Below are 22,350 nucleotides of genomic sequence, written 5' to 3'. Positions count from 1 at the left end.
TATAACTAGGTGGCCTTTTTTCATATTGCGGAGAGATATTTTATGCCTAATAATGTATTTGAATTAATAAATTTTAAGGACTATTTTCCGTTAGATTTAGATATTACTGATAAAACTAGGTTGGTTTATAGACCAGTATTAGCACCAACTCAATTAAAATGTTCTCTTGAGCCGGCTTTAACTGAAGAACAGTTATATGTCCATATGAAAGAAAACTCTAACTGGTCTTTCAAATACAATGGGAATGATGATTTTTATAAACAGGATTGTATTGACTTTTTAAGAGATATAGACTTCCAATCATTCTCTCAATATGGGAAGTTGGTGGACAGAAAATACATAGAAGCAAAAAGAGTTTACTTATTTGATAGCTACTTTAGAAATTTTCTTCAAGAGATATTGGAGCGTATCGAAGTTTTTTTGAAGAAGAGTACAGCTGATGCTCTGACGATTGGATACAATAAACCTTCTTATATTTTTGAAGATGATGCTCTCTATTATTCAGAACAATCTAAATACCGAAAAGAAAATCCTAAGAGGCTGGATATTGTTTTGAAAACAAAATATCATTTGTCACGATTGATTTTGGAAAAACAAGATGATGCCACAATCAAGAATCAGATTAACCAATATGGGGTCGTGTTACCTTGGACCGTTTTTCGTTTAATGACATTTGGAAATATAGCGTCCTTCCTCGTTGCCCTACAACCAGAATATCGAAATAAGGTTGCTGCCTATATTAGTCTTCCCTTGGACAAGGATGATAACATTCCAGCTAAAATCTTATTGTCTTGGTGTAACGCTCTTCGTTATCTTAGGAATATTTGCTCACACAATGGCAGATTATATGGTCGCTTACACCATACACTGCCAGCTTTTCATCATTCTGACAGAGAGTTGCTAGTGACAGACTCAGAGAATGATAGCAAGACACTATTTATCTATTTTATAGCAATGAGACATCTTATCTTGTCAATGTCCATAGAAACTAAGAATTTTTGGAATAAAAAATTACAAAAGCTTCTGGAAGAAAGTAATCAAGAACAAGTGGATTTGAGACACTATGGTTTTCCAAAAAATTGGATGGATTTATTGGCAATAAAGATATGATAAGTGCTTAGATGGACACGGACTAAAAAATAGATTAGAACGGAGGTAAAGTATTGAATCTTATTTCAATCAAAGAATTTGTCGAATTGACTATCAATAATAATCCAGACATCAATCCCAAAGAGCTTGAAGAAACCTTGCGTGCAGTACTTGAAGAAAAAGAAGGAGGGGCAAGGTGTATGAATTGTGGATCTCCTATTTGGGTAGCAGGGAGTGCACTGGTAGGGAGCTACATGTGCTTCACGTGTCTAACAGGTGAAGCCGATGGTAGTGATGATTTTGAAGTTTTAGGTTAAGCTATTTCATTTCAGAAATTTTTCGAGAGCCAAATGGCTCTTTTTCTTTTCCTGTGATAATTTTTTCAGCTCTCTCTTGTTACACTCTATCTAGTTTTAGAAAATCAACCCTTGACTTTTTCTTGGGGGTTTGGGGCGAAGCCACCATGTTTTCTTATCGTCGGCTGACCAACCTGTAAGGTTTGGGTTCAGCTGGCGATTAGATTTTAGGTTATTGTGGACACAATAACTGAGCTCGCAAAAGCCGAAAAGCGAAGCGTTGAGGCTTTTAGGAAGCACCCGTATCCCATACGGTATCGGGGCTGACCCGATAGAGGCAAGTAGAGAAGGAGTATAACGAGATGACAGACCACTATCGTATTATCCGTAAGGAAATCAATCTGACACCAGGAGAACTTGAGCAGATTCAGGAGCTGATGAAGCAGGAACACGCAGAGCAATTCTCTCCCTTTGTCCGTCAAAAGCTGATGGACTTGGTTGAGAGGAAGCAGGCAGTAACGGATTGGTTTGCCCTCTGGCAGTCCCAGAAGATTGAACAAATCAGTCGAGACATTTTACAAGTGACTATCATGGCTGAACAGACCCATCAGGTTACAGCAGAGCACTTGCGAATTATCCTAACCTGTGTGCAGGAGCTGATGGCAGAAGTGGAGAAGGCTATCCCACTTAGCCCAGATTTTCGTGACAAGTACATGGGAGGTTAGATATGGAAAATCGTTACCGTACCAACCTCAAAAAAGTCTTTCTGACAGACCAGGAGTTGGAAACCCTGAACAACCGTATCGGTCAGAGTGGCTGTAAAAATTTCTCTGCTTATGCTAGAAAAGTTCTGCTCAATCCCAACATGACCTTTCTGACCATTGACACCAGTAACTATGACGACTTGGTATTTGAGTTGAGACGAATCGGAAACAACCTCAATCAAATCGCACGGACCGTCAACCAGACTCACATCTTAACACCAAGCGACCGTGGATTTTTGGTGCAAGGCATTGGCCAACTCATAAAGGAAGTGGAGAAGGACTTTAACATAAAGTGTCAGCAGCTGAAGGAGTTTTATGGTCGTCACTAAACACTTTGCGGTGCATAGCACCAAGTATCGTAAGAGCCTCATCAAGTATATTCTCAATCCAGAAAAGACGAAGAAGCTGAAACTGGTCTCTGATTTTGGCATGAGCAATTACTTGGACTTTCCCAGCTATGAGGAATTGGTGGAGATGTATCAGGCAAACTTGACCAACAATGATCGGCTCTATGATTCCAGAAACGACCGCCAGCAACTCAAGCAGACCAAAATCCATGCACACCACTTGATTCAATCATTTTCTCCTGAAGACAAGCTGACACCAGAGGAAATCAATCGCATTGGTTACGAGACTATCAAGGAGTTGACAGGGGGCAACTTTCGTTTCATCGTCACGACTCACACAGACAAGAATCATATCCATAATCATATCCTGATAAACTCTGTTGACCTAAACTCTGACAAGAAGCTCAGATGGGACTATGCCCAGGAGAGAAATCTTCGCATGATTTCTGACCGCTTGGCGAAGGAGTCAGGGGCAAAGATTATTCCGCCCAATCGCTATTCGCATGAGAAGTTTGAAACTTATCGCAAGACCAATCACAAGTTTGAACTCAAGCAGCGTCTCTATTTTCTCATGGAGAACAGCAAGAACTTTGAGGACTTTGTGGTCAAGGCTTCCGCTTTCAACGTGGAGATGGATTTCTCTCGCAAGTACGCCAGATTTTTCATGACCGACCGAGACATGAAGCAGGTCATTCGCGGCCATCAGCTGTATAAGCGCCAGCCCTACACCGAGGATTATTTCAGAGAGCATTTTGCGACACGAGCTATTGAGCAGCGACTGGATTTTCTCTTGCCCAGAGTACGAAACCTCTCTCATCTTTTGGAAATAGCAGAGCAGTTAAACCTGAAAATCTCCCCGAAGAAAAAGCATGTTACCTTTACCTTGAAAGAGGACGACCGAACAATTTCCATTGAGAACAAAAAGGTCAGCACAAAACACCTCTACGATGTCCAGTTTTTTGAGGACTATTTTGATAAAAGAGACATCACACCAGAACATGACTTGGCTAACCTGGTCTCAGACTTTGAAGCCTACCAAGAAGAGCGGGACAAGGACAAGCTCCCAATTGAGGAACTCTTGGCGGCCTATAAGGATTTCAAAGAAAAACGAGACCAGGTCCAGGAGTTTGAAGTTGCATTAGCGGAGCACCAGATTGACAAGTTAGTTAAAGACGGTCTCTTTGTCAGAATCAATTATGGTATCAAAAAAGACGGCTTGGTCTTTATACCAAACCGCAAATTGGATATTCATGATAATGAAAAAGGCAAGTTCTACCATGTCTTTATCCGAGAGACCGCTCAGTTTTTCATCTACAATAAAGAGAACTCTGATTTCAACCGCTATATGCGAGGACGTGAACTAATTCGTCAACTCACTCATGACAGCAAGCATATCCCGAAATGCAGACGGCCAACCATGGCCAGTCTCAAAGAGAAAATAGCAGAGCTTAATCTTCTTATTGAATTAGACATCAACAACAAATCTTACCAGGAAGTCAAAGATGAGTTAATCAAGGACATCGCCCAGTTGGATTTGACCATCACGGAGTTGCAGGATAAGGTCGCTCATCTCAACAAGGTCGCAGAAGTCTTGCTCAATCTCAACAACTCCGATCCAGAAAACAGACGGCTTGCCAGATATGACTATGGCAAGATGAATCTGACACCAGCCATTAAACTGAAGCAGGTGGAGAAAGAAATTGAAGAAAATCAAAATTCCCTAACAAAATGGATAGATGATTACGACTATAAGGTTAGGAGATTAGAGAATTTTGTAAGCATACTTGATAATACAAGAAATCAAAATATCACTAAATTAAAACAGGAAATAAAATTAATCTAGTTGTTTGAGATTTCATAGGAAAATTGTAAGGCTGACAGTATTAATCTAACTATCAGCCTTACAGGCTATTTAATGTTTAAGTAGCACTCCAATATCAAGATAAACTAAACAGCATCTAGTTCCTTCAAATAATTTTCTATCTTCATCAGCATTAAAGGATTGTTATAAATCTTGCATAGCTCTCTTGCTTCTATATAATAATTTTTGACTTGTTCTTTACCAAGGAATTGTGTTCCACAATTTCCAACGAGAACGAGCAGGGGAGCTAGTTGGTAACTTGTTTGCCTCTCTTTACAGAGTTCGATAGTCTCAAGGGCTTCTTGCATGGCTTCGTTGTATTTTTCTTTTGAGACTAAATAGTGAGCATAGTTGTAACGAACTCTGATATAACCAAACAAAAACTCTTGATGGTCCAAATTTTTTGTCTGATACAACTCTATTAAATGAGAGTAGTTTGCTTCATAATCTTCTTCACGACCAACAAGGGAATAGAAGTTAGACAGTGTGTTTAATACCTTTAAGTAAATCAGAGTATTTGAGGATATTTTTGATAATATATTTTCTAAGTAAGAAATGGCCTCATGCTTACGGTCATATTGGTAAAAGTCAATAATAGCTTTAATCCACTCAAGGTACATCCTGTCTTCTAATGTAAGAAAGGTGCTTCGCTCCAACTCTATCTTATAAAGATATTCTAAATCGTCATAATTTCTATCATCCAATAGACGAGCAGATAAATGCTTGAAATTAGAGAGGTTAGATTTAACTTCAATTTGTTCATTGAAAAAGTAATCTAATGGAACTTCAAGTCGTTGAGAAAGCTTGAACAAAAGATCTGCGGAAGGCATGAAATGCCCCCTCTCAATTTTACTAATCTGGCTTTGTTCACAAATTCCTTCAGCAAGAGTTTTTTGTGAGAGACCCAACTCTTTTCTTTTTAATCTGAATTTCTCGGAGAGTGTATTCATAAAAGATAATAGTCCTTTCTATTTATTCAACTTAATTATATTTCTTTTAGTTCAAAATAGCAAGTTACAAGAACAAAAAATTACTTAATGTAATAAAAAAAAAAAAAAGTTCAAAAAACTATAAAAGAACTTGACTAAATAAATATATCTGTTAGAATAAAGGCAAGAAAAAAGAAAGGGGTTTCATTCTATGAGAAGAAAACGTGGAATTAATAAATTGGTTACATTTGCATTACTAGGTATTCTTACATTTAGTAATACAATCCCCTACCAACAGTTTATTCAAAAGAATAAATTGTTGGAGATTCAAGTACAAAAAAAGTCTAATGGTCTTGATGTTGGGAAGGCTGATTAGTATTTAATCAAAAATTGGTATATACAATATATAAGTAAAGGAGGTCTGTTAATGAATTATTGCAATAATTTTAGGTATAAGAACGGAGATATGTTAAACTCTCGATGATATTTGAATTAATAGTTGATTACAACGATTCTATGTGTCTTTTTATACAGGAATCTGTCGTTCAACTAGTTGAGTATGATTTGCATAGGAAATTATGTTTGTAACTATTTTGGAGGAGTAGAAATGATTATTTTTGAATTAGTTGAAAACTCTCGTTTTCTAGATGTTCCTGCGACAGCAGATGTCACATGGTGTTGCTGTTGCTATTTCTGTACTTCGACAGGTAAATAGGAGGGGATATGTTTATTTTAGAATTGGTAGAGCAAAATAGAGTGTTTGATTCTCAAACTTCAGCAGAGGTTGTGTACTGTTGTTGCTGCTATTTCTGTACTTCAACAGGTAAATAAATATAATCTAATTTGAGGGCGGTGAGAATTATTATTCTTACCGCTTACTTATTTTGGGGTTAAAACAGAAGAAAGGTATTTAATAATGAACGATAATATGAAATTCAAGCTTAGTCCTGGCGTAGTTATGGTTCCAGATGGTCAGTCTATAATTGTAAGATTCAATGATAGATACTTTAATTTAAATGGTGAGGATGTTGAAAAAGTCTTACTTCCTATATTGCCGTTACTTAATATAGGTGCAAGTCATTCGGAGTTAGTCCAAAGCGTAGATTTAGAATTTAGAAGTAAATTATCTAGTATATTAGAGCAATTAACAAGTAAGGGCTGGATTGAAAGTAAGAGTGCAGTAAGTGATACATTTACTGATCTTAAAAATTATTCTTCAACTGGTTTAAATGTGGAAAGAGTTTTGGAAGTTTTTAAAGATAAAAAAGTGGGTATTATTAATTTAGATGGAAGATTACCAGTTATAACTTATGATGTGCCTCTCATAATAGCAAATAAAATAGAAGTAGAACAGATTCAGAGTGACACGGATTTTTCAGGTATTTTTGAATTTATAGATAATAATGATTTTATAGTATTGATTGAAACTGAAACAAATGACTTTTTTGAGAAAAGAATTAATTCTTTGTGCTATAGTTTGCAAAAACCTTTTATACTTTTTAAAACATCAGGTTTTATAGCGGAAGTTGGCCCGATGTGTATCCCACCATATACAGCTTGTTTAGAATGTTATAGAACTAGAAAGTATAATAACCTCACACATTATTCTGAGCATATAAAAGTAGAGAAGTTTTAAGATACTAATTTGAAAGGGCAGATTCAAAGAGCTTATTCAGTTGATTCCACAACATTTCGAATTGGGTTTAATATTTTGGTGGGTCAAATACTACAATTTTTCTTGAAAGAAGATACTTGGAATTTTCCGAAAACTATTGAAGGTATTATTGAAGTAGACGGATATAATGTTAATTTTAATTATGATTCACTTCTCAAATCACCGATATGTGAGGTTTGTGGTCAATCTTCAAAGTTAAAAGTCACGAACAAGTTTTGGACAAAAACATACGAATATCAAGAATAATGGATATTCTTTTGAAATCAACAACATACAGAGAAAGGCAAGATTATGAAATTTTTATCTACTAATTTGACAAGCATCTATCCTTTTGTGTCTGATAGGCTTGTTAACAATAAACTAGGTATTGTTAAAGATTTATTTTATTGGTTGCCTGAGCGTGATGATGCTAGGGTATTTCTTGTAGCAGCTATTGCTCAAAACTTTTCAAGAATGGGAATTGAGGTTTCAACATCTTTTAATAGCGGTGCTGGACTCACATTTGAATCTGCAGCTAATGCTGCAATAGGGGAGACTATAGAGAGATACTGCTCGGCGTTTATACAGTCTTCAGATTTAGTGCTTGGATCGTATAAAGAATTGTCAAATAAATATTGCTGTGTCTCCCCCAAAAAATTTGCTTTCTATAACAAATTTCAGTATCTAGAATCAGATTTTCCTTTTTGTATTTTTAATGAATCAACAACAGTTAACTGGACCTTTTGTAAAAAATTAGGAAAAAAGGAAGATTACTTGATTCCAGCAGCAGTTACCTATTTACCATACTATCCGAGTAATGATGAGAAATTAATTTGGTATCCTATTTCAACTGGATTGTCATGTGCTTCTGATGATGAGGAAGCTATTGTTAAAGGAATTTTCGAAGTGATTGAGCGTGATGCTTTTAGTATTTTATGGTATAACGAGCTTTCTTTGCCTAAGATTGATATAACCTCCAATGAAGAAGTTTATCAATTGTATAAAGAAAGATTTGAAATACCTGGATGTAAATACACTTTAATTGATATGACACTTGATACAAAAATTCCTAGTGTTTTAGGAATCTTAGAGGATGAGCGAGGTGGAATTTTAATTGCAGCAGCGACTAGGTTGACACTAAAAGAAGCAGTGATAAAAACTTTTATAGAGTTATCACAAGGTCGTATTAGTTGGAAAGAAGATTTTGTTCAGGGAAGTAAAGAGAAGTACTGTGATGATTTTTCTGATATTCGAGACTTTCATAGCCGAGTGATGCTATTTACTAAAAAATCTATGAAGTCACATTTTAATTTTCTACTTCATCAAAATTGTACAGTAGAAATTCAAGATGAAAAAATTTTGCCATATGATGAGCAACTTAAAATTTTATATGAAAAAATTTCAAATTTAGGATATGATATTTTTTATAAGAACTTGACAACAAGTGATGTTTATAATCTGGATTATAGAGTATATAAGGTAATAATACCTGGTTTTATAGAGATTACAAATGACCATTTATATCCTAGAATTGGAGGAACTCGTATACATGATGTTCCAGTAACATTAGGACTATTAAATAAGCCAAAAACAGTGGATGAATTTAATAAAATTCCTCATCCATTTCCGTAATCATAAGGAGCACTGATATTATGAGTAAAATATCTTCGATTGAGATACTTTCAAAAAATGCATTTGAAAGTAATATTATAAATAAATATAATTTTCAAACGTTTCATGAAATTACTAAATTAAATATTTTGAGAGAAAAAATATTAGGGAAAAATATTTCTCAAATTATTTCTAATCCTGTTTTTATTGAAGGATCGGTCAACTCATCGCATTCTTTTGTAACCTTTCCTAAGATAAATCTACCCTCCGATTTTACCGATTATGAGAGAGAAACTAAGGAATTTAGAGAAATTTTATTTTCTAGAAGAAGTACCCGTGAATTTTCATCAGAAAGCTTAACTCTAAGCGAGTTAAGTTATATTTTGAATTCTAGTTATGGAGTTAGTGGAGCACTTGAAAATGTAGAAAAAGGATATTATCAAGAGCTGAGAACTTCTCCTTCTGCGGGAGGATTGTATCCCTTAGAAATATATTTTTATGCTAATAATATTGAGGGATTGGAGGTGGGGGTTTATCATTATAACCCTTCAGAGCACAATCTATCTGTTTTGCAAAATGGAGAACTTGATTTATCTAAGTATACCTCTTATTCAAGTATTGCGAAAAAAGCAGCGTGCGTAATATTTATTACTGCAGTTTTTCCAAGATTATCCTATAAATATGGAGAGCGTTCATATAGGTTTGTACATTTAGATGCAGGGCATCTAGGACAAAACATTTATTTATCTGCTGAGAGCATTGATATTGGTACGCTAGCTATAGGAGGATTTTTTGATGATGAAATTAATAACTTACTTGATATTGATGGTGTTACAGAAGGAATCGTTTACGAGTTCCTAATCGGACATAAAGATGAAGGTTAGGTGATTTAATGTCAAAAACTTTCTGTCAATCAACATATAGTAATGTAGAGGTTTTTAAAGTCAGAGGATTTGATCTAGACGAATTATTAATCTGGTTCAATATTGGGACTATGAATGAAAAAAAAGATTTTCATGGAATTGTGCATCTAACGGAACATTTACTTTCTAATATAACTTATAAAGGGATGTCTTTTTCTGATTTTTTAGCCTCCAAAAATATCAAACTAGAAATGAGAACTGGCTTGGATAGTATGTACATCTATCTAGTTTCGCCATTAGGGAAGATTTCTGATAATTTTCGTGAAATTTTTGAATATCTGATACATGGTTCAATTTCTGAAGTTGATTTTTTCAAAGAGAAGCGTATCATTCATAAAGAGAGGATTTCAAGAAAATTTGATAGATTAAAATTGTATCAAGATGAATTGAATAGTTTAATCTGGTCAAAAGAGCTAAATGTTGATATTTTAGGAAAAGATTTAAACAATATAAAATTAGAAGATGTACTAAAAATTAAGAGCAACTTATTTTTTTCAAGCAGCATGAAGCTTTATTTTTCGGGTGAAATATCTGATAAGTCTATTAAGGATACGTTGGATGACTTATTATTAAATCGAGAGGGCATCGATGAAAATCCTATTGTTGTTCAGAATAACTTAGTTGATTATTTTAATATAGGATACTCTGATAAGGTTCTTGATAGTAACCCAGGAGTTATGGTCTCGTTGTCTTATCTTTTTGATGAAGTTTTGTGTGAAAAAGAATCATTGATTTTATCTCTTTTGTGTTTACTAATGGTCAATGGGACGAGTGGTTTCCTATTTGATAACTTAAGGAAAAAATTGGCAGATTTATATTTTATAGTTGCTCGATCTTACTATTATTTTGATACACCTATTTTTGAAGTACAGTATATAGATTCAAAGGAAAACCTAGAGAATATTTCGGAAATAAATGAGTTTATATTGGATGTTTTTAGATCATCTGAATTTATCGGATATATAAAATTGCATTTAGAAACCTGTAAAACGGAGCTTACTAATATAATTAATTGCCAAGTTAATTCTGGAAGTATGAAAATGTTTTTTATTTATTTGGCTAAAGAGCATCAAATTGGTCGGAGGCAGATAGTATTAGAATCTACGTTGAATTTGCTGGATAGTATAACATCAGAAGATATTTCACACTTTTTGGATAAAATATCAAGTAGAAAATTTTCAATAGTTATTCTTAAATAAAATAGGGAGGTTTTATGTTTATTAAGGTCAATAATTTAGGCTATTCTTATAATGGTAAAAGTATCTTATCCAATATAACATTCGGTATTGATAGAGGGGAAGTTGTTGCAATTGTAGGAAAAAATGGTTCTGGTAAAACTACACTTTTTAATTGTCTACAAGGAATATACACAGATTACAGTGGAGAAAGTATTGTTCTCAACAGTAATTCTAAAGATAGAGCATCAGACTTATTGAAGAAAATAGGGGTTCAATTTCAAACAAATAAATTTTTTAACAAGATAAAAATTTGTGAGCTCTTTGAATTTATAGGTGCTTTATATAATATTTCGTTGTCAAAAAAAGAGATTTGTGAGCTTTTAGAAAAAGTAAGCTTGAAGGAGGCTTATGATAGTTACATTTCTGATTTATCAGGTGGACAGCAACAGAGGATTGCTTTAGCGTTAAGTATGATAAATGACCCTGAAATTATCTTTTTTGATGAGCCTACCTTAGGATTAGATATTCAAACTCGAAAGGAACTTTGGAACATTATAAAAGGATATAAAAAGAATGGGAAAACAATTTTATTAACGACACATTATATAAATGAAATTATTGATGTGTGTGATAGATTAATAATAATTTATCAAGGGAAAATTGCTTATGATGATTCAGTCGAGAACGCATTTAATAGTTTGCCGTATTCACATAAGATAGTATTTGATTACAGTTTGGCTGGAATAGATAAAGATTTTCTTCAATCTAATATATCTAAATATTTTAGTGAAAACGAATTTCGTTTTATGGATGAAGAGTTACTGATTTTTTTTAATGATTACGAAAAAACTCTTACGACGTTATCGCGATTATGTGATAAGGAAAAGATAGAGTTGAGGGGTGTTTCTATTTCGGAAATGGATTTGGAGGATATGTTTTTAATTATAACCGGAGGTAATATACATGCGTAGTATCATGAAATTTATTAAATCATTTTTTTTAATGGAAATCCGAAATAGACAAGCAGTGATTACAGGAACTCTTTTGCCGATATTAATGCTTATTTTGATGGGAACGGCTGGTTCTTCGGAGAGCAGGGAGGGAATGTCCTACATGACATATATCCTTCCTGGTATCTTAGGTATGTCGTATGCTTCAACAGGTTTGATAGCATTTCCGATTATGTTATCGAGTTATAGAGAAAATGGATTTTTGAAATTTATAAAAGTAACTCCCGTCAAAATTTCAAAGATAATTTTTTCTTTAATCATAACTCAAATAATTTTGATGTTTTTGCAAACGTTACTGGTATTAGTTTTTTGTAATTATATTTTAAAATTAGGCCTAAAATATAGTTTTCCCAATATAATCTGGCTTTCTATAGTTCTTGTACTGAGTGCGATTTCTCTAGTATTGATAGGTTTGATTATAAGTATCCTATCTAAGAATGTAAAAAATACTTCGGTTTTTGGAAATTTAGGTAATCTACTTTCAACATTTTTAGGAGGAGCATTTTTTCCGACGGATGTCTGGCCACAATTTTTACAGCCATTAGTTAAAGTTAATCCTCTAACACATATGATTGCGATGTTAAGAAGTAGTTTAATTTATAATGATTTTGTGTTATCTGATATTTGGAACTATACGTTTTATCTAGTTCTTATGATTGTAGTATGCTTTGTTATTTCATTTAGATATTTTACTTATGAAGCTTAAGTAATTATGTATTTGTTTTTGACTCTTAGATAAAACAATGGCCTAGATATATAATAGATTTTTTATAAAAGAATTGTAGCGAGTTCGAAAGAACTTGCTTTTTTATTTATAGCATATGTCCTTGCTAAGATATCCTATCTTTAATGACAATGGGTATAACTGATTAGAAAAGTATTTTTTAATTGGTGAAACTATGATTAGCGGTGAGTACACCAATATATAATTGTTAATTGATTGTCTGAAATTTTGAAACAAAATCACTATATTTTCACTCTTATTAGTGAGGAGAAATTCTCGAGCTGAAAAATAAGTGAGAAATAGCTATGGTTGAGATAAGAAGCCCTCCATTTATGATACTTAAAAATAAATATAAGTGGAGGAATTAATGAAATATTGCATATTTGTTAGAGGTAAGAAGGTATCTGTTAGCGAGGAAGTGTATAAAGGTTATTGGAAACTTGTTAATCATCAAAAGTACTTGAATAGAAAAGATAGAAAATTCGGTGTATTGCCTTTTTCATCACTTGAAGTAGATGGGTTGCCACTAGCAAATGTACTGCCAGATACAACTGTTGATATTGAACGTTTGGTAGAAACCAAGCTCGTTATAGAACAACTAAATGAGGCTTTATTAACCTTATCTGATAAAGAATTTGAAATTATTGATGCTTTATATTTCAGAGAACATACCATTAGAGAAGTAGCAATAGAGCAAAAGATGTCTGCGACTAGCCTATTTCGGGTGAGAAATACAATTTTGGACAACCTACGAAAATTTTTTGAAAAATAACGAAACAGGGGACTAAAAAATTCACTCTTTATAGTGAGGGGAATTTTTAGTCTCTTTTTTGCCCTTTGACAACTGAATAGACTGAAGTGGGACTTTAATCATTTGTGGAGCAATTTAGGTTGGTACGCCGTGAGATGAGCGAGAATTATCGGCTATAAAATAGGTTGGTTACCTATCTGCCATGAGACAAATGAGGATAATGATACTTCTGGACGTTCAGGCTGCCCTCGAGAAAGGACAGCGGGTGAAACTCCCATGAAGAACTTAACCAGTTCTACCTACAGAGGTCAAAATTTTAAGTAAAGGAAAAACGTTTATGGAAAAAATACAAACAGGTGCGGAATTACCGCAGATTGTGATTGAGGGATATAAGGTGACGGTTCGAGTAACCGATAAGCCATTAAAGATTACTGAGGTTTTAGATGATTTATTAGGTCGAAAGCTTGAAAAAATTTGAGTTTTTAGCGGACAAGTCTTGATAGATTATGTAAAATAGAATAGTAGAACCTCAATCCTTAATCGGTAAGCACCTAAACACTGATTAAGGAGATAAACATGACACAAGCCTGTATTTATTTACGCCTGTCACGAGATGATGGGGACAATGTGGAAAGCAATTCCATCATCAACCAACGCTCGCTTTTGCGAGACTATGCCAGAAATCACGATTTTATGATTTTAGAAGAATTTGTGGATGATGGCATCAGTGGCTTAACCTTTAACCGTCCTGACTTTAATCGTATGATGGCGATGGTGAATGATAAAATCATTGATACCATAATTGTCAAGGACTTATCACGCTTCGGTCGAGATTATATTGAGACTGGGAAATACCTTCAACGAATTTTCCCTACAATGGGAGTTAGGTTTATTTCAGTCAATGATCACTATGATAGTATGACTGCTGATACAAATGAAACACACTTGGTTATGCCCATTAAAAGTCTAATTAACGATAGCTACTGTCGAGACATTTCAACCAAAGTTCGAAGCACTCAAAATGCTAAACGACAAAAGGGCGAGTTTATTGGAGCTTTTGCCCCTTATGGCTATCGCAAAGATGAAAAACAACGGAATCATCTGGTGGTTGATGAGAATGTACGCCCTACGATTGAGAAAATCTTTGCTCTTAAACTAGAGGGCTATTCGTCAAATGCTATTGCAGGCTTTCTTAACCAGGCTGGGATAGAAACTCCCTTGCAACGTAAGAAAGCCTGTCAGGAAAAGATTAAAGGATTTTATGGGCATAGATATAAGTGGGACACGAAAATAGTCAATCGTATTTTGACCAATCGTGTCTATACTGGTAGTTTGGAACAGGGGAAGCAAACCAAACTTAATTACAAGTCTCAAAAGTCTGTAGCTGTGAATCCAGAAGATTGGGTTCGGGTTGACGATACGCATGAAGCCATTATCTCAAAAAGTACGTTTGAGATAGCCAATAATCTCTTACTCAGGGATGTCAAGCACGGGAAGAAGCTACCTGACCTCTTTGCAGGATTGTTATTTTGCAGCGACTGTCAGGCTCAACTTGTACAACGAAAACTCCGCCACAAGGATAAAGAGACTGTTCAGTATATTTGTAGCACCTACAATAACGGAAGAGGATGTAGTCGCCATGCAGTCAAGCAAGTGATATTACTTGACTTAGTATCGACCTTTATTCATCAACATCTTGACTGGAAGTCTTATCTGATTAAAGCAGTTCCTGATTATGTTAATCAAGAACAGTTTTTGGAAGTCGATTTTACTTCTCTACTTGAGAATCGCAAGAAGTATGAACAGTTGCTCCAGTCCTTGTATTTGGATTTAGACGACGGTTTGATCAATGATACAGAATACCAAGAGTTTCAGCGATGCTATCGCCAAAAGCTAAATCAAATTGAAGACACAATCATTCAAAAGAAAGAGTTAGCTCAAATCCTGTATGATAAACTTCAGGATAAGGAGAAGTGGTTAGACCAGTTGAGTACCATACAAAATAACCAAGAGCTCAATCGCCTCACTCTAGTTTCCTTGCTTGACCGCATTGTTATTCACGAAAATCAGGAGCTGACCTTGGTGTTTCATGATATGGCAGAACTCGAAGTCCTCCAGCAGTTTTCTCATCGAGAGACAGAGGTGGACTAATGGCACGTACCAAGAACCGCTACCGTAAGGAAACGATAGAAGAGGCACCACTTCAAACTTATCGTACGGGCATTTACATTCGCCTATCCAAAGAACGTACTGAAACCTGGAGAAACAAGTCGCAGTCCTTAGAGACGCAAGAAAGTCTTGCTAGAGCATTTGCCAAGGAGAAAGGGTTAACTGTAACCAAGTGTTACATCGACTATGAGTATTCTGGGACAAACTTTAATCGACCTGCCTACCAGGACATGATGGATGACCTCAAAAAAGGGATTATCAACTGTATCTTGATTCGGGACTTATCCCGTTTGGGTCGTAACTACATTGAGATGGGACGACTGATTGATAAAGTATTCCCCTTTATGGGGGTTCGCTTTATCTCAATCAATGATAATCTAGATACTCTCAATGGATTGGAAGATAAAAAATCTTTTGATGTGGAAATTAAGAATTTGGTCAATGACCTTTATTCTAAGGATATTTCAAAGAAAGTTATGGCTTATCATATTCAGCAGGCTAGTCAAGGGTACTATATTGGAACTTCTGCTCCGTATGGGTATCGCATTGACCGCAATGAAGCTGGTGCAAGGTTAGTCATAGATAATCAGGTTAGGCCAATTTTAGAGTTTGTTTTTCAAGAGGCAATCGAAGGTAAATCCATGCCTCAGATTACTGCTGAATTGAATCGTAGAGAAATTGCTGTACCTCATTCCTACCGTAAGACAGGTCAATTATATAGAAGTGAGCAGGATACGAAAAGATGGCAAGCAGGAAATTTACTTCGTCTGATTAAGATGCCTGTTTACAGGGGAGACCTTGTTCAGCGAACACGAAACAAATCCTTATCTGAAGATGACTATATCTATTTTGAAAATGCGCAGGAAGCCTATATCAGCAAAGATGACTACAAAAAAATTCTTCAGTATTCAGCTAGTCGTAAGTCTGTTAAAAAGACTGACCGAGTGATAACTTCAAATCGCTATAAAGGTTTGATTTATGCCAAAACCAAATCAACTCAAATGGCTCGAAAGCGTCGCCATTTTTCAAATAATAAGTCTGATTATGATTACTATTACTTTATGGACTATCTATATGATTCAGAGACAGCTGAGAGAAAAACCGTTTATATCAGTGAAAATGCTCTGGATAAGATAGTAGTAGAGCTGATACAATTAGAAATGAAGCGTTTAGGTACAGTTGAGACTTTATTGCCTCGACTTGAATCTAAAAAGGAGAATTGCCTAAAGACATATCAAAAGCAGTTGAGGGGTCATCAAGGTTCAATAGTACAATGGAATGCTGAACTAAGCGATCTTTACGCTACTTTCAGTCTTAACCGGTCTAAGCGAGAAGACTATCTTTCCAAAAAGAAAGAAATAAACTCAAAAATCAAAACCATTTCACAAGAATTAGCCCAATGTGAAACTTCAATAAAGCAGATTGAGGAGGAGCACAGTAAGCAGGTGAATTGGGTTAGACATCTAGCCAAGAGTAACAATCAAGCAGTTTTAACGGCAGAACTCTTAAATGCTTTAATAGAACGGATTGAAGTTGATGTGGACAAAACAGTCACAGTAACTTTTAATTGTCGGATCGGGGGGGACGAGCATGACTAAAATCGCTCTATACCTCCGCTTGTCAGTTGATGAGGCTAATACAGATGAAAGCAACTCAATTACTCATCAACGGTACTTATTAAACCATTTTCTTGACCAAGAACCTAAGTTCAAGAACTGGGAACGTTTGGAGTTTGTGGACGATGGTTTTTCGGGCACCAGTCTTAACCGTCCAGCCTTTAAACGCATGATGGCTGATGTTAAGGCTGGAACTATCCGTAATATCATCGTCAAGGATTTGTCTCGATTTATGCGTGACTATCTGGAATTGGGAAACTATTTGGAGAATATCTTTCCTTTTCTCGGAGTTCGATTTATTGCTCTCAACGACCATTATGATAGCCTGGTGTCTGAACATAATGGACTGGATATTGATGTGCCCTTTAGAAACTTACTCAATGATTTCTACGCCAAAGATGTTTCTGAAAAAGTCAAGAGTGCAATGAACAGTATGAAACGCTCTGGGAAGAACATGAGTTGGTTACCACCGTTTGGTTATATCAAGGACCCAAATGACCGATTTAAGATTATCATTGATGAGGAAGTCGCTCCAATTGTGAGACGAATTTTTAGATTTTGTATTGAGGGAATGGGAACTCAAAAAATAGCGATGTTACTTAATAGTGAACAGACGATTACTCCGGCTGAGAGGAAAATGCAGATTAGTCAAGCAAGGTATACAAAATCAATTATCATTACTGCCGAACAAAAGAGGAATGTATGGACGAGAAGTAGTGTTCTCCAAATACTCAAAAATGAAGCCTATAAGGGGACATACCTGTTTAACACTAGAACAACGGTAAATGGTAAGCAGATTCGGCGGCCTGAATCAGAGTGGGAACGTCTTGACAATAATCATGAGGCAATTGTAACAAGTGAGGACTTTGACAAAGCTCAACAATCACTTGCCTCTCGCATTAGTGGGCCGAAAAATCAGACTTGCAACCAGCCAGAAGAAGTTTTATTACGAGGTTTAGTTATTTGTGAACATTGCGGGCATCGTCTCCTTCGATATAGCCACTATAACAACTATGATTATTTTTATTGTCGTTACTGTAGAAGTCAAGGCCAGACCATGAAGTCCTGTCGGATAGATAGAATAGAAGAGGCTATCGAGAAAGAATTAAAGTCTCGGTTGCCGAAGAACTCTCCAAAGCTATCAAAAACGAATCTTATAAGAGAAGCTGAACGGCTTAAAACTCAAAAGTTTTCTCATTTTCAAGACTATAAAGAGGGCTTGATGACAAGAGAAACTTACATGGAAAAACGTCAGAACTTAGATAATTCTATAATGGAAATAGAAGAACAATTAAAGGTAGTTGGTAGGGAAAATATAGCATTTGACAAAAAAATGACCAGGGAAGTGGTTGACACTCATATCGAGAGGATTGTCGTCAATGGCCAAGGTTCTTTTACAGTCGTCTATAGATAATCTAATGAGAGACTTGTGTAATAGCGAGTCTCTTTCTTGAAAAGTAGCTTTGTGGTATAATAAGGGTGTTTTCAGTGTAGAAAAATAGTGTCATTTACTTGACATAAGAGGGTTGGTGCGATGTGGACCAGTCCGTCAAGGAAAATGTTGTCAAGGAAGTAAAGGAAGAAGCGGGTCAGGATGTGGAGGCTCTGCGAGTCGTTGCGATTTTGGACAAGCACAAGAACAATCCTGCCAAGTCAGCCCACCGCGTGACCAAGGTCTTCATTCTATGTCGCTTACTCGGTGGTGAATTCCAGCCCAATTCGGAAACTCTTGCCAGTGGCTTTTTCAGTCTAGATGACTTACCACCGCTCTCACTTGGGAAAAATACTGCTGAGCAGTTAGCACTTTGCTTGGAAGCTAGTCGGTCTGAGCATTGGGAAACACGATTTGATTAAGGAGAAAGTATGACTTATCAAGGTTATTTGATTGATTTGGATGGTACGATTTATGAAGGGAAGAAAAGAATTCCAGCTGGTGAGCGGTTTATTCATCGTTTACAGGAGCGGAAAATTCCCTATTTATTCGTGACCAACAATACCACTCGTCGTCCTGAGATGGTGCAAGCTATGTTGGCTGGACATTTTAATATCGAAACGCCGATTGAAACTATCTATACAGCCAGTATGGCGACAGTAGACTATATGGATGATTTGGGGAAGGAAAAGACAGTCTATGTCATCGGAGAAGATGGACTCAAGTCAGCCATTTTTGAGGCAGGCTATGTGGAAGATACGGAAAATCCTGCCTATGTTGTTGTGGGATTAGATTGGCAAGTGGATTATGAAAAACTTGCTGTTGCTACCTTGGCTATTCAAAAGGGAGCGACTTTTATTGGAACGAACCCGGACCTCAATATTCCAACAGAGCGGGGACATTTACCGGGCGCTGGTTCCTTAATTGCCTTACTGCAGGCCGCCACTCGTGTAGAACCAACCTTTATTGGTAAGCCAGAAGCTATTATTATGGACAAGGCTCTGGAAATGTTGGGGACGGAACGTAGCCAGACAGTCATGGTTGGAGATAACTACTTGACAGATATTCGAGCTGGGCTTGATAATGGTTTTCCGACGCTCCTTGTCTTGACCGGATTTACTAAGCCAGAAGAAGTAGCTAGCCTACCACAGGCTCCTACTCATGTCCTTAATAGTTTAGACGAATGGAGTTTTGATGAGAACTAAATTACAATTAATTGGGCTGAGTCTCTCGATTTTATCAGGAGCGATTTTAGCGACAATTTATCTAGTTTGGCTGACCTATCCGTTAGAGATTTCCTTCTTGGGATTGGAAAATGTTGTCTACATGAAAACGGCAGATATTTCCTATAATTTTAATAAGCTGATGACTTACCTGACCAATCCCTTTGTAACTGTCTTGGATATGCCTAACTTCTCATCATCTGTGAATGGGCTCAAGCATTTTTCAGATGTGAAATCCCTTTTTCATATAGCTCAGGGAATCTTTGTGGTGACTTTGCCAGTGGTTTATTTCTTTGTTCGTGATGTTGTCTTGAAAGGTTATGGAAAGATTGCGAAAAAACTTATCATCTGGCTGGCAATCTCGCCTCTTGTGATAGGATTATTAGGAGTATTGGTCGGTTTTGATACCTTTTTTGTCCTTTTTCATACGGTTCTATTTCCTGGTGACTCAACTTGGCTCTTTAATCCCAATACGGACCCTGTTATCTATATCTTGCCAGCGGAATTCTTCCTGCACTGTTTCATCCTTTTTCTTGTCTTGTACGAACTATTCTGTGGCGCTTGGTTATTGCTCCTGAGAAGAAAGAGAAGTAAGTAGGAGTATACGTAAGAAAGAAAATTCTTGACAATCCTTCTCATTACAGTTATAATAGTATGGACTTTGAAATTGAGGGGAGTGAAAATAATGTCAAAAACAGTAGTACGCAAGAACGAATCACTTGATGATGCTCTTCGTCGTTTCAAACGTGCGGTTACTAAAGCTGGTACTCTTCAAGAAACACGTAAACGTGAATTCTACGAAAAACCATCTGTAAAACGTAAACGCAAATCAGAAGCAGCTCGTAAGCGTAAAAAATTCTAATTGAACAAGGAGGCTCTACCATTTATGTGTGGAGCTTTTTTGTTTGTGCATGATAATAAAAATCCATGAATTACAGTTTCATGGATTTTATTTTGTCTTCTGTTGGGGTAACTCGGAGGGTTTTCTGACCGCGGTAGGTTACAAAACCAGGTTTACCACCAGTTGGCTTGTGAAGTTTTTTAGCCTCAATCATATCGACTTGGACTAGGTTTGAATGTCTTGCTTTGGAGAAGTAAGCAGCCAACTCAGCAGCGTCTGTTTTGACTTCGTCGCTTGGGTTTAAGTTATCAGTAATAACGACATGGCTGCCTGGAATGTCTTTGGCATGGAACCAAAGTTCCCCTTTTTTAGCCATTTTGAAGGTCAGTTCATCGTTTTGTAGATTGTTTTTTCCGACCAGAATAATTGTTTTTCCGTCAGTAGCTAAGTATCGTTCAGGTTTCTGGCGCTTATGAATTTTATCACGGTGGCGACGTTTGAGGTAGCCTGTTTCAATCAGTTCCTCTCGGATTTCATCAATCTCAGACAGACTAGTCTGCCCCAGCATGGCCTCAACAGATTCCAGATAGATAATCGTTGATTTGGTTTCCTCAATCAAATTGGTCAAGTGCTTGACCGCCTCCTTTAGTTTTTGGTATTTCTTGAAATAACGTTGGGCATTCTGGCTTGGCGTTAGTGCCACATCTAACTCAATCTCCAACTCGTCGCCTGTATAGTAGTTGTCCAATCGCACACTTGGTTGATCATTCGGCACTTGATGCAAGTAGGTCGTCAAAAGTTCACCCTTTTGGCGTACCAACTCAGCAGTTTCTGTATCCACAAGCTCCTGTTCCTGCTTGACCAGTTTTTTACGATTTTTCTCTAACTCACTAGCCACACGCTTAATTAGCTCATTGGCCTGCTGGGCTACTCGGTCCCGCTCCGCCTTATCTTGATAGTAGAAGTCCAGTAGGTTGCTCAGACTTTCAAAGGTTGGCTCATTTTCTAGGCTATTGGCAAATGGCAGAGCAGCATAGGATTTGTCGGTCAGGCTAGGCTGTGTTGGTTGAGCGAAAAAGTTACGGAAGTTCTTCAAACGGTCTGTTTGCAAGCGACTAGCCAGTTCAGTAGCCGTATCTCGTCCCAGCCCTTGAAAGACCTGTTGTAGATTTTTCGGACTTAGTTCCTGAGTTGATAAGTTTTCAAACAATTTCTCATCAGAAACCGTGTAAGGATTGAGAGAATTGGTCTCCGGTGGGCGAATGTAGGTTGAACCTGGTAAAATCGTTCGATAGGAATTCTGTGAAAAACCGACATGCTTGATAGCTTCGATAATTTTCTGTTCAGACTTGTCTACCAAGATGATATTGCTATGTTTGCCCATGATTTCCACTATCAAGGATGCTTGGATATGGTCGCCAATCTCATCTTTATTGGAAACAGAAAATTCTAAAATACGGTCATTTTCTAATTGGCGAATTTCCTCGATAATAGCACCCTGCAAGTACTTCCGTAAAATCATGGTAAAAGTGTTGGGTACTTTAGGGTTTGTAAACTCTGTTTGGGTGAGTTGAACCCGACCGAAAACCGAATGGGCAGACAAAAGCAACCTATGGCTCTGACGGTTGCTACGGATATTGAGAACAATTTCCTGCTCAAAAGGTTGGTTGATTTTTTGAATCCGTCCACCTTCTAAGTTAGTTTTTAGCTCGGTCGTCATGTGATGTAAAAAAAATCCGTCAAAAGACATGCCTTTTCCTCTTTCTAATAGCTGTAACTCTGTCTAGTATACCACATTTTCCATATTTTCAGTCAGACTGGATAAGAGGGGAAAATAAAAAGTTTTCAGAAAATTTAAACAAAGGTATTGACAAAGTTTTGACTATACCGTATAATCATCTGTAATCAGAAGAAGTAGTAAAGCAGAAGTCT

The 22,350-nt window shown here is 36.4% G+C and carries 22 protein-coding genes and 1 pseudogene; 21 read left to right on the top strand and 2 right to left on the bottom strand.

Annotation, left to right across the window (positions count from 1 at the left end):
• Positions 1-42: 42 nt before the first annotated feature.
• The 5 genes from AC4CS8_RS05810 to AC4CS8_RS05790 all read left to right on the top strand — a co-directional run bounded on the left by AC4CS8_RS05810 (position 43) and on the right by AC4CS8_RS05790 (position 4,339).
• A complete protein-coding gene (locus AC4CS8_RS05810) occupies positions 43-1,110 on the top strand; it encodes an Abi family protein (protein ID WP_002936409.1) in 1,068 nt (355 codons plus the stop codon).
• A 53-nt stretch (positions 1,111-1,163) separates the two neighbouring features.
• Positions 1,164-1,406, top strand: coding sequence for an ADP-ribosylation factor GTPase-activating family protein (locus AC4CS8_RS05805; protein WP_002936408.1), 243 nt, complete (start codon positions 1,164-1,166; stop codon positions 1,404-1,406).
• A gap of 341 nt (positions 1,407-1,747) precedes the next feature.
• A complete protein-coding gene (locus tag AC4CS8_RS05800) occupies positions 1,748-2,110 on the top strand; it encodes an SAG1252 family conjugative relaxosome accessory protein (protein WP_024376479.1) in 363 nt (120 codons plus the stop codon).
• Between the two features lie 2 nt (positions 2,111-2,112).
• Positions 2,113-2,478: a plasmid mobilization protein gene (locus tag AC4CS8_RS05795; RefSeq protein ID WP_017768985.1), complete on the top strand. Its 366-nt coding sequence runs from the start codon at positions 2,113-2,115 to the stop codon at positions 2,476-2,478.
• The gene (locus AC4CS8_RS05790) at positions 2,465-4,339 is read left to right on the top strand and encodes an SAG1250 family conjugative relaxase (RefSeq protein ID WP_248050938.1); all 1,875 of its coding nucleotides are present in this window, start codon (positions 2,465-2,467) and stop codon (positions 4,337-4,339) included. The genes AC4CS8_RS05795 and AC4CS8_RS05790 overlap by 14 nt, the downstream gene beginning before the upstream one ends.
• Before the next feature lie 104 nt (positions 4,340-4,443).
• On the opposite strand, the gene AC4CS8_RS05785 is transcribed toward AC4CS8_RS05790, so the two are convergent.
• The gene (locus tag AC4CS8_RS05785) at positions 4,444-5,307 is read right to left on the bottom strand and encodes a helix-turn-helix domain-containing protein (protein ID WP_043029181.1); all 864 of its coding nucleotides are present in this window, start codon (positions 5,305-5,307) and stop codon (positions 4,444-4,446) included.
• Between the two features lie 190 nt (positions 5,308-5,497).
• Between AC4CS8_RS05785 and AC4CS8_RS05780 the strand changes: the two genes are divergently transcribed.
• The 16 genes and pseudogenes from AC4CS8_RS05780 to rpsU all read left to right on the top strand — a co-directional run bounded on the left by AC4CS8_RS05780 (position 5,498) and on the right by rpsU (position 20,439).
• Entirely contained in the window at positions 5,498-5,662 is a 165-nt protein-coding gene (locus tag AC4CS8_RS05780) for a PhrA family quorum-sensing system peptide (RefSeq protein ID WP_141666435.1), read from the top strand.
• A 540-nt stretch (positions 5,663-6,202) separates the two neighbouring features.
• Positions 6,203-6,922, top strand: a complete 720-nt coding sequence (locus AC4CS8_RS05775; RefSeq protein ID WP_493892365.1) for a hypothetical protein — start codon at positions 6,203-6,205, stop codon at positions 6,920-6,922.
• 330 nt (positions 6,923-7,252) lie between these two features.
• On the top strand, positions 7,253-8,572 hold the full coding sequence (locus AC4CS8_RS05770) for a YcaO-like family protein (RefSeq protein ID WP_238718733.1): 1,320 nt from the start codon (positions 7,253-7,255) through the stop codon (positions 8,570-8,572).
• 20 nt (positions 8,573-8,592) lie between these two features.
• Positions 8,593-9,435, top strand: coding sequence for a SagB/ThcOx family dehydrogenase (locus tag AC4CS8_RS05765; protein WP_238718732.1), 843 nt, complete (start codon positions 8,593-8,595; stop codon positions 9,433-9,435).
• 8 nt (positions 9,436-9,443) lie between these two features.
• Positions 9,444-10,673 carry an insulinase family protein gene (locus AC4CS8_RS05760; RefSeq protein ID WP_074390465.1) on the top strand — a complete coding sequence of 410 codons (1,230 nt, stop codon included), beginning with the start codon at positions 9,444-9,446 and terminating at the stop codon, positions 10,671-10,673.
• 14 nt (positions 10,674-10,687) lie between these two features.
• Positions 10,688-11,623 carry an ABC transporter ATP-binding protein gene (locus tag AC4CS8_RS05755; protein ID WP_043029129.1) on the top strand — a complete coding sequence of 312 codons (936 nt, stop codon included), beginning with the start codon at positions 10,688-10,690 and terminating at the stop codon, positions 11,621-11,623.
• Positions 11,616-12,368 carry an ABC transporter permease gene (locus tag AC4CS8_RS05750; protein ID WP_043029130.1) on the top strand — a complete coding sequence of 251 codons (753 nt, stop codon included), beginning with the start codon at positions 11,616-11,618 and terminating at the stop codon, positions 12,366-12,368. The genes AC4CS8_RS05755 and AC4CS8_RS05750 overlap by 8 nt, the downstream gene beginning before the upstream one ends.
• A 385-nt stretch (positions 12,369-12,753) precedes the next feature.
• Positions 12,754-13,158: a sigma-70 RNA polymerase sigma factor region 4 domain-containing protein gene (locus AC4CS8_RS05745; RefSeq protein ID WP_248050936.1), complete on the top strand. Its 405-nt coding sequence runs from the start codon at positions 12,754-12,756 to the stop codon at positions 13,156-13,158.
• Positions 13,159-13,474: 316 nt separating this feature from the next.
• On the top strand, positions 13,475-13,615 hold the full coding sequence (locus tag AC4CS8_RS05740) for a hypothetical protein (RefSeq protein ID WP_248050934.1): 141 nt from the start codon (positions 13,475-13,477) through the stop codon (positions 13,613-13,615).
• A gap of 98 nt (positions 13,616-13,713) precedes the next feature.
• Positions 13,714-15,288 carry a recombinase family protein gene (locus AC4CS8_RS05735; protein WP_493892364.1) on the top strand — a complete coding sequence of 525 codons (1,575 nt, stop codon included), beginning with the start codon at positions 13,714-13,716 and terminating at the stop codon, positions 15,286-15,288.
• Positions 15,288-16,904, top strand: coding sequence for a recombinase family protein (locus tag AC4CS8_RS05730; protein WP_493892363.1), 1,617 nt, complete (start codon positions 15,288-15,290; stop codon positions 16,902-16,904). Before AC4CS8_RS05735 ends, AC4CS8_RS05730 begins: the two co-directional genes overlap by 1 nt.
• Positions 16,897-18,336, top strand: coding sequence for a recombinase family protein (locus AC4CS8_RS05725; RefSeq protein WP_493892362.1), 1,440 nt, complete (start codon positions 16,897-16,899; stop codon positions 18,334-18,336). The genes AC4CS8_RS05730 and AC4CS8_RS05725 overlap by 8 nt, the downstream gene beginning before the upstream one ends.
• Before the next feature lie 110 nt (positions 18,337-18,446).
• Positions 18,447-18,776 (top strand): annotated as a pseudogene (locus AC4CS8_RS05720) (NUDIX domain-containing protein); the annotation flags it as partial.
• A gap of 9 nt (positions 18,777-18,785) precedes the next feature.
• Positions 18,786-19,559 (top strand): TIGR01457 family HAD-type hydrolase, encoded by a 774-nt coding sequence (locus AC4CS8_RS05715; protein WP_493892361.1) that lies wholly within the window; start codon positions 18,786-18,788, stop codon positions 19,557-19,559.
• Positions 19,549-20,175 carry a TIGR01906 family membrane protein gene (locus AC4CS8_RS05710; protein ID WP_493892360.1) on the top strand — a complete coding sequence of 209 codons (627 nt, stop codon included), beginning with the start codon at positions 19,549-19,551 and terminating at the stop codon, positions 20,173-20,175. Before AC4CS8_RS05715 ends, AC4CS8_RS05710 begins: the two co-directional genes overlap by 11 nt.
• Positions 20,176-20,262: 87 nt before the next feature.
• Positions 20,263-20,439, top strand: a complete 177-nt coding sequence (gene rpsU, locus AC4CS8_RS05705; protein WP_000048054.1) for a 30S ribosomal protein S21 — start codon at positions 20,263-20,265, stop codon at positions 20,437-20,439.
• A 70-nt stretch (positions 20,440-20,509) separates the two neighbouring features.
• On the opposite strand, the gene AC4CS8_RS05700 is transcribed toward rpsU, so the two are convergent.
• A complete protein-coding gene (locus AC4CS8_RS05700) occupies positions 20,510-22,168 on the bottom strand; it encodes an Rqc2 family fibronectin-binding protein (protein WP_493892359.1) in 1,659 nt (552 codons plus the stop codon).
• Between the last annotated feature and the right edge of the window lie 182 nt (positions 22,169-22,350).

This window comes from Streptococcus sp. NSSLK0004, from assembly GCF_059039125.1.
The sequence above is the reverse complement of the archived record's forward strand: the minus strand, read 5'-3'. Positions and strand labels throughout refer to the sequence as shown.

Coding starts and splice junctions, on each gene's coding strand:
- AC4CS8_RS05810 (WP_002936409.1), top strand. CDS start 43: ATGCCTAATAATGTATTTGAATTAATAAATTTTAAGGACTATTTTCCG.
- AC4CS8_RS05715 (WP_493892361.1), top strand. CDS start 18,786: ATGACTTATCAAGGTTATTTGATTGATTTGGATGGTACGATTTATGAA.
- AC4CS8_RS05700 (WP_493892359.1), bottom strand. CDS start 22,168: ATGTCTTTTGACGGATTTTTTTTACATCACATGACGACCGAGCTAAAA.
- AC4CS8_RS05775 (WP_493892365.1), top strand. CDS start 6,203: ATGAACGATAATATGAAATTCAAGCTTAGTCCTGGCGTAGTTATGGTT.
- AC4CS8_RS05780 (WP_141666435.1), top strand. CDS start 5,498: ATGAGAAGAAAACGTGGAATTAATAAATTGGTTACATTTGCATTACTA.
- AC4CS8_RS05750 (WP_043029130.1), top strand. CDS start 11,616: ATGCGTAGTATCATGAAATTTATTAAATCATTTTTTTTAATGGAAATC.
- AC4CS8_RS05795 (WP_017768985.1), top strand. CDS start 2,113: ATGGAAAATCGTTACCGTACCAACCTCAAAAAAGTCTTTCTGACAGAC.
- rpsU (WP_000048054.1), top strand. CDS start 20,263: ATGTCAAAAACAGTAGTACGCAAGAACGAATCACTTGATGATGCTCTT.
- AC4CS8_RS05745 (WP_248050936.1), top strand. CDS start 12,754: ATGAAATATTGCATATTTGTTAGAGGTAAGAAGGTATCTGTTAGCGAG.
- AC4CS8_RS05770 (WP_238718733.1), top strand. CDS start 7,253: ATGAAATTTTTATCTACTAATTTGACAAGCATCTATCCTTTTGTGTCT.
- AC4CS8_RS05735 (WP_493892364.1), top strand. CDS start 13,714: ATGACACAAGCCTGTATTTATTTACGCCTGTCACGAGATGATGGGGAC.
- AC4CS8_RS05755 (WP_043029129.1), top strand. CDS start 10,688: ATGTTTATTAAGGTCAATAATTTAGGCTATTCTTATAATGGTAAAAGT.
- AC4CS8_RS05800 (WP_024376479.1), top strand. CDS start 1,748: ATGACAGACCACTATCGTATTATCCGTAAGGAAATCAATCTGACACCA.
- AC4CS8_RS05785 (WP_043029181.1), bottom strand. CDS start 5,307: ATGAATACACTCTCCGAGAAATTCAGATTAAAAAGAAAAGAGTTGGGT.
- AC4CS8_RS05790 (WP_248050938.1), top strand. CDS start 2,465: ATGGTCGTCACTAAACACTTTGCGGTGCATAGCACCAAGTATCGTAAG.
- AC4CS8_RS05710 (WP_493892360.1), top strand. CDS start 19,549: ATGAGAACTAAATTACAATTAATTGGGCTGAGTCTCTCGATTTTATCA.
- AC4CS8_RS05725 (WP_493892362.1), top strand. CDS start 16,897: ATGACTAAAATCGCTCTATACCTCCGCTTGTCAGTTGATGAGGCTAAT.
- AC4CS8_RS05730 (WP_493892363.1), top strand. CDS start 15,288: ATGGCACGTACCAAGAACCGCTACCGTAAGGAAACGATAGAAGAGGCA.
- AC4CS8_RS05760 (WP_074390465.1), top strand. CDS start 9,444: ATGTCAAAAACTTTCTGTCAATCAACATATAGTAATGTAGAGGTTTTT.
- AC4CS8_RS05740 (WP_248050934.1), top strand. CDS start 13,475: ATGGAAAAAATACAAACAGGTGCGGAATTACCGCAGATTGTGATTGAG.
- AC4CS8_RS05765 (WP_238718732.1), top strand. CDS start 8,593: ATGAGTAAAATATCTTCGATTGAGATACTTTCAAAAAATGCATTTGAA.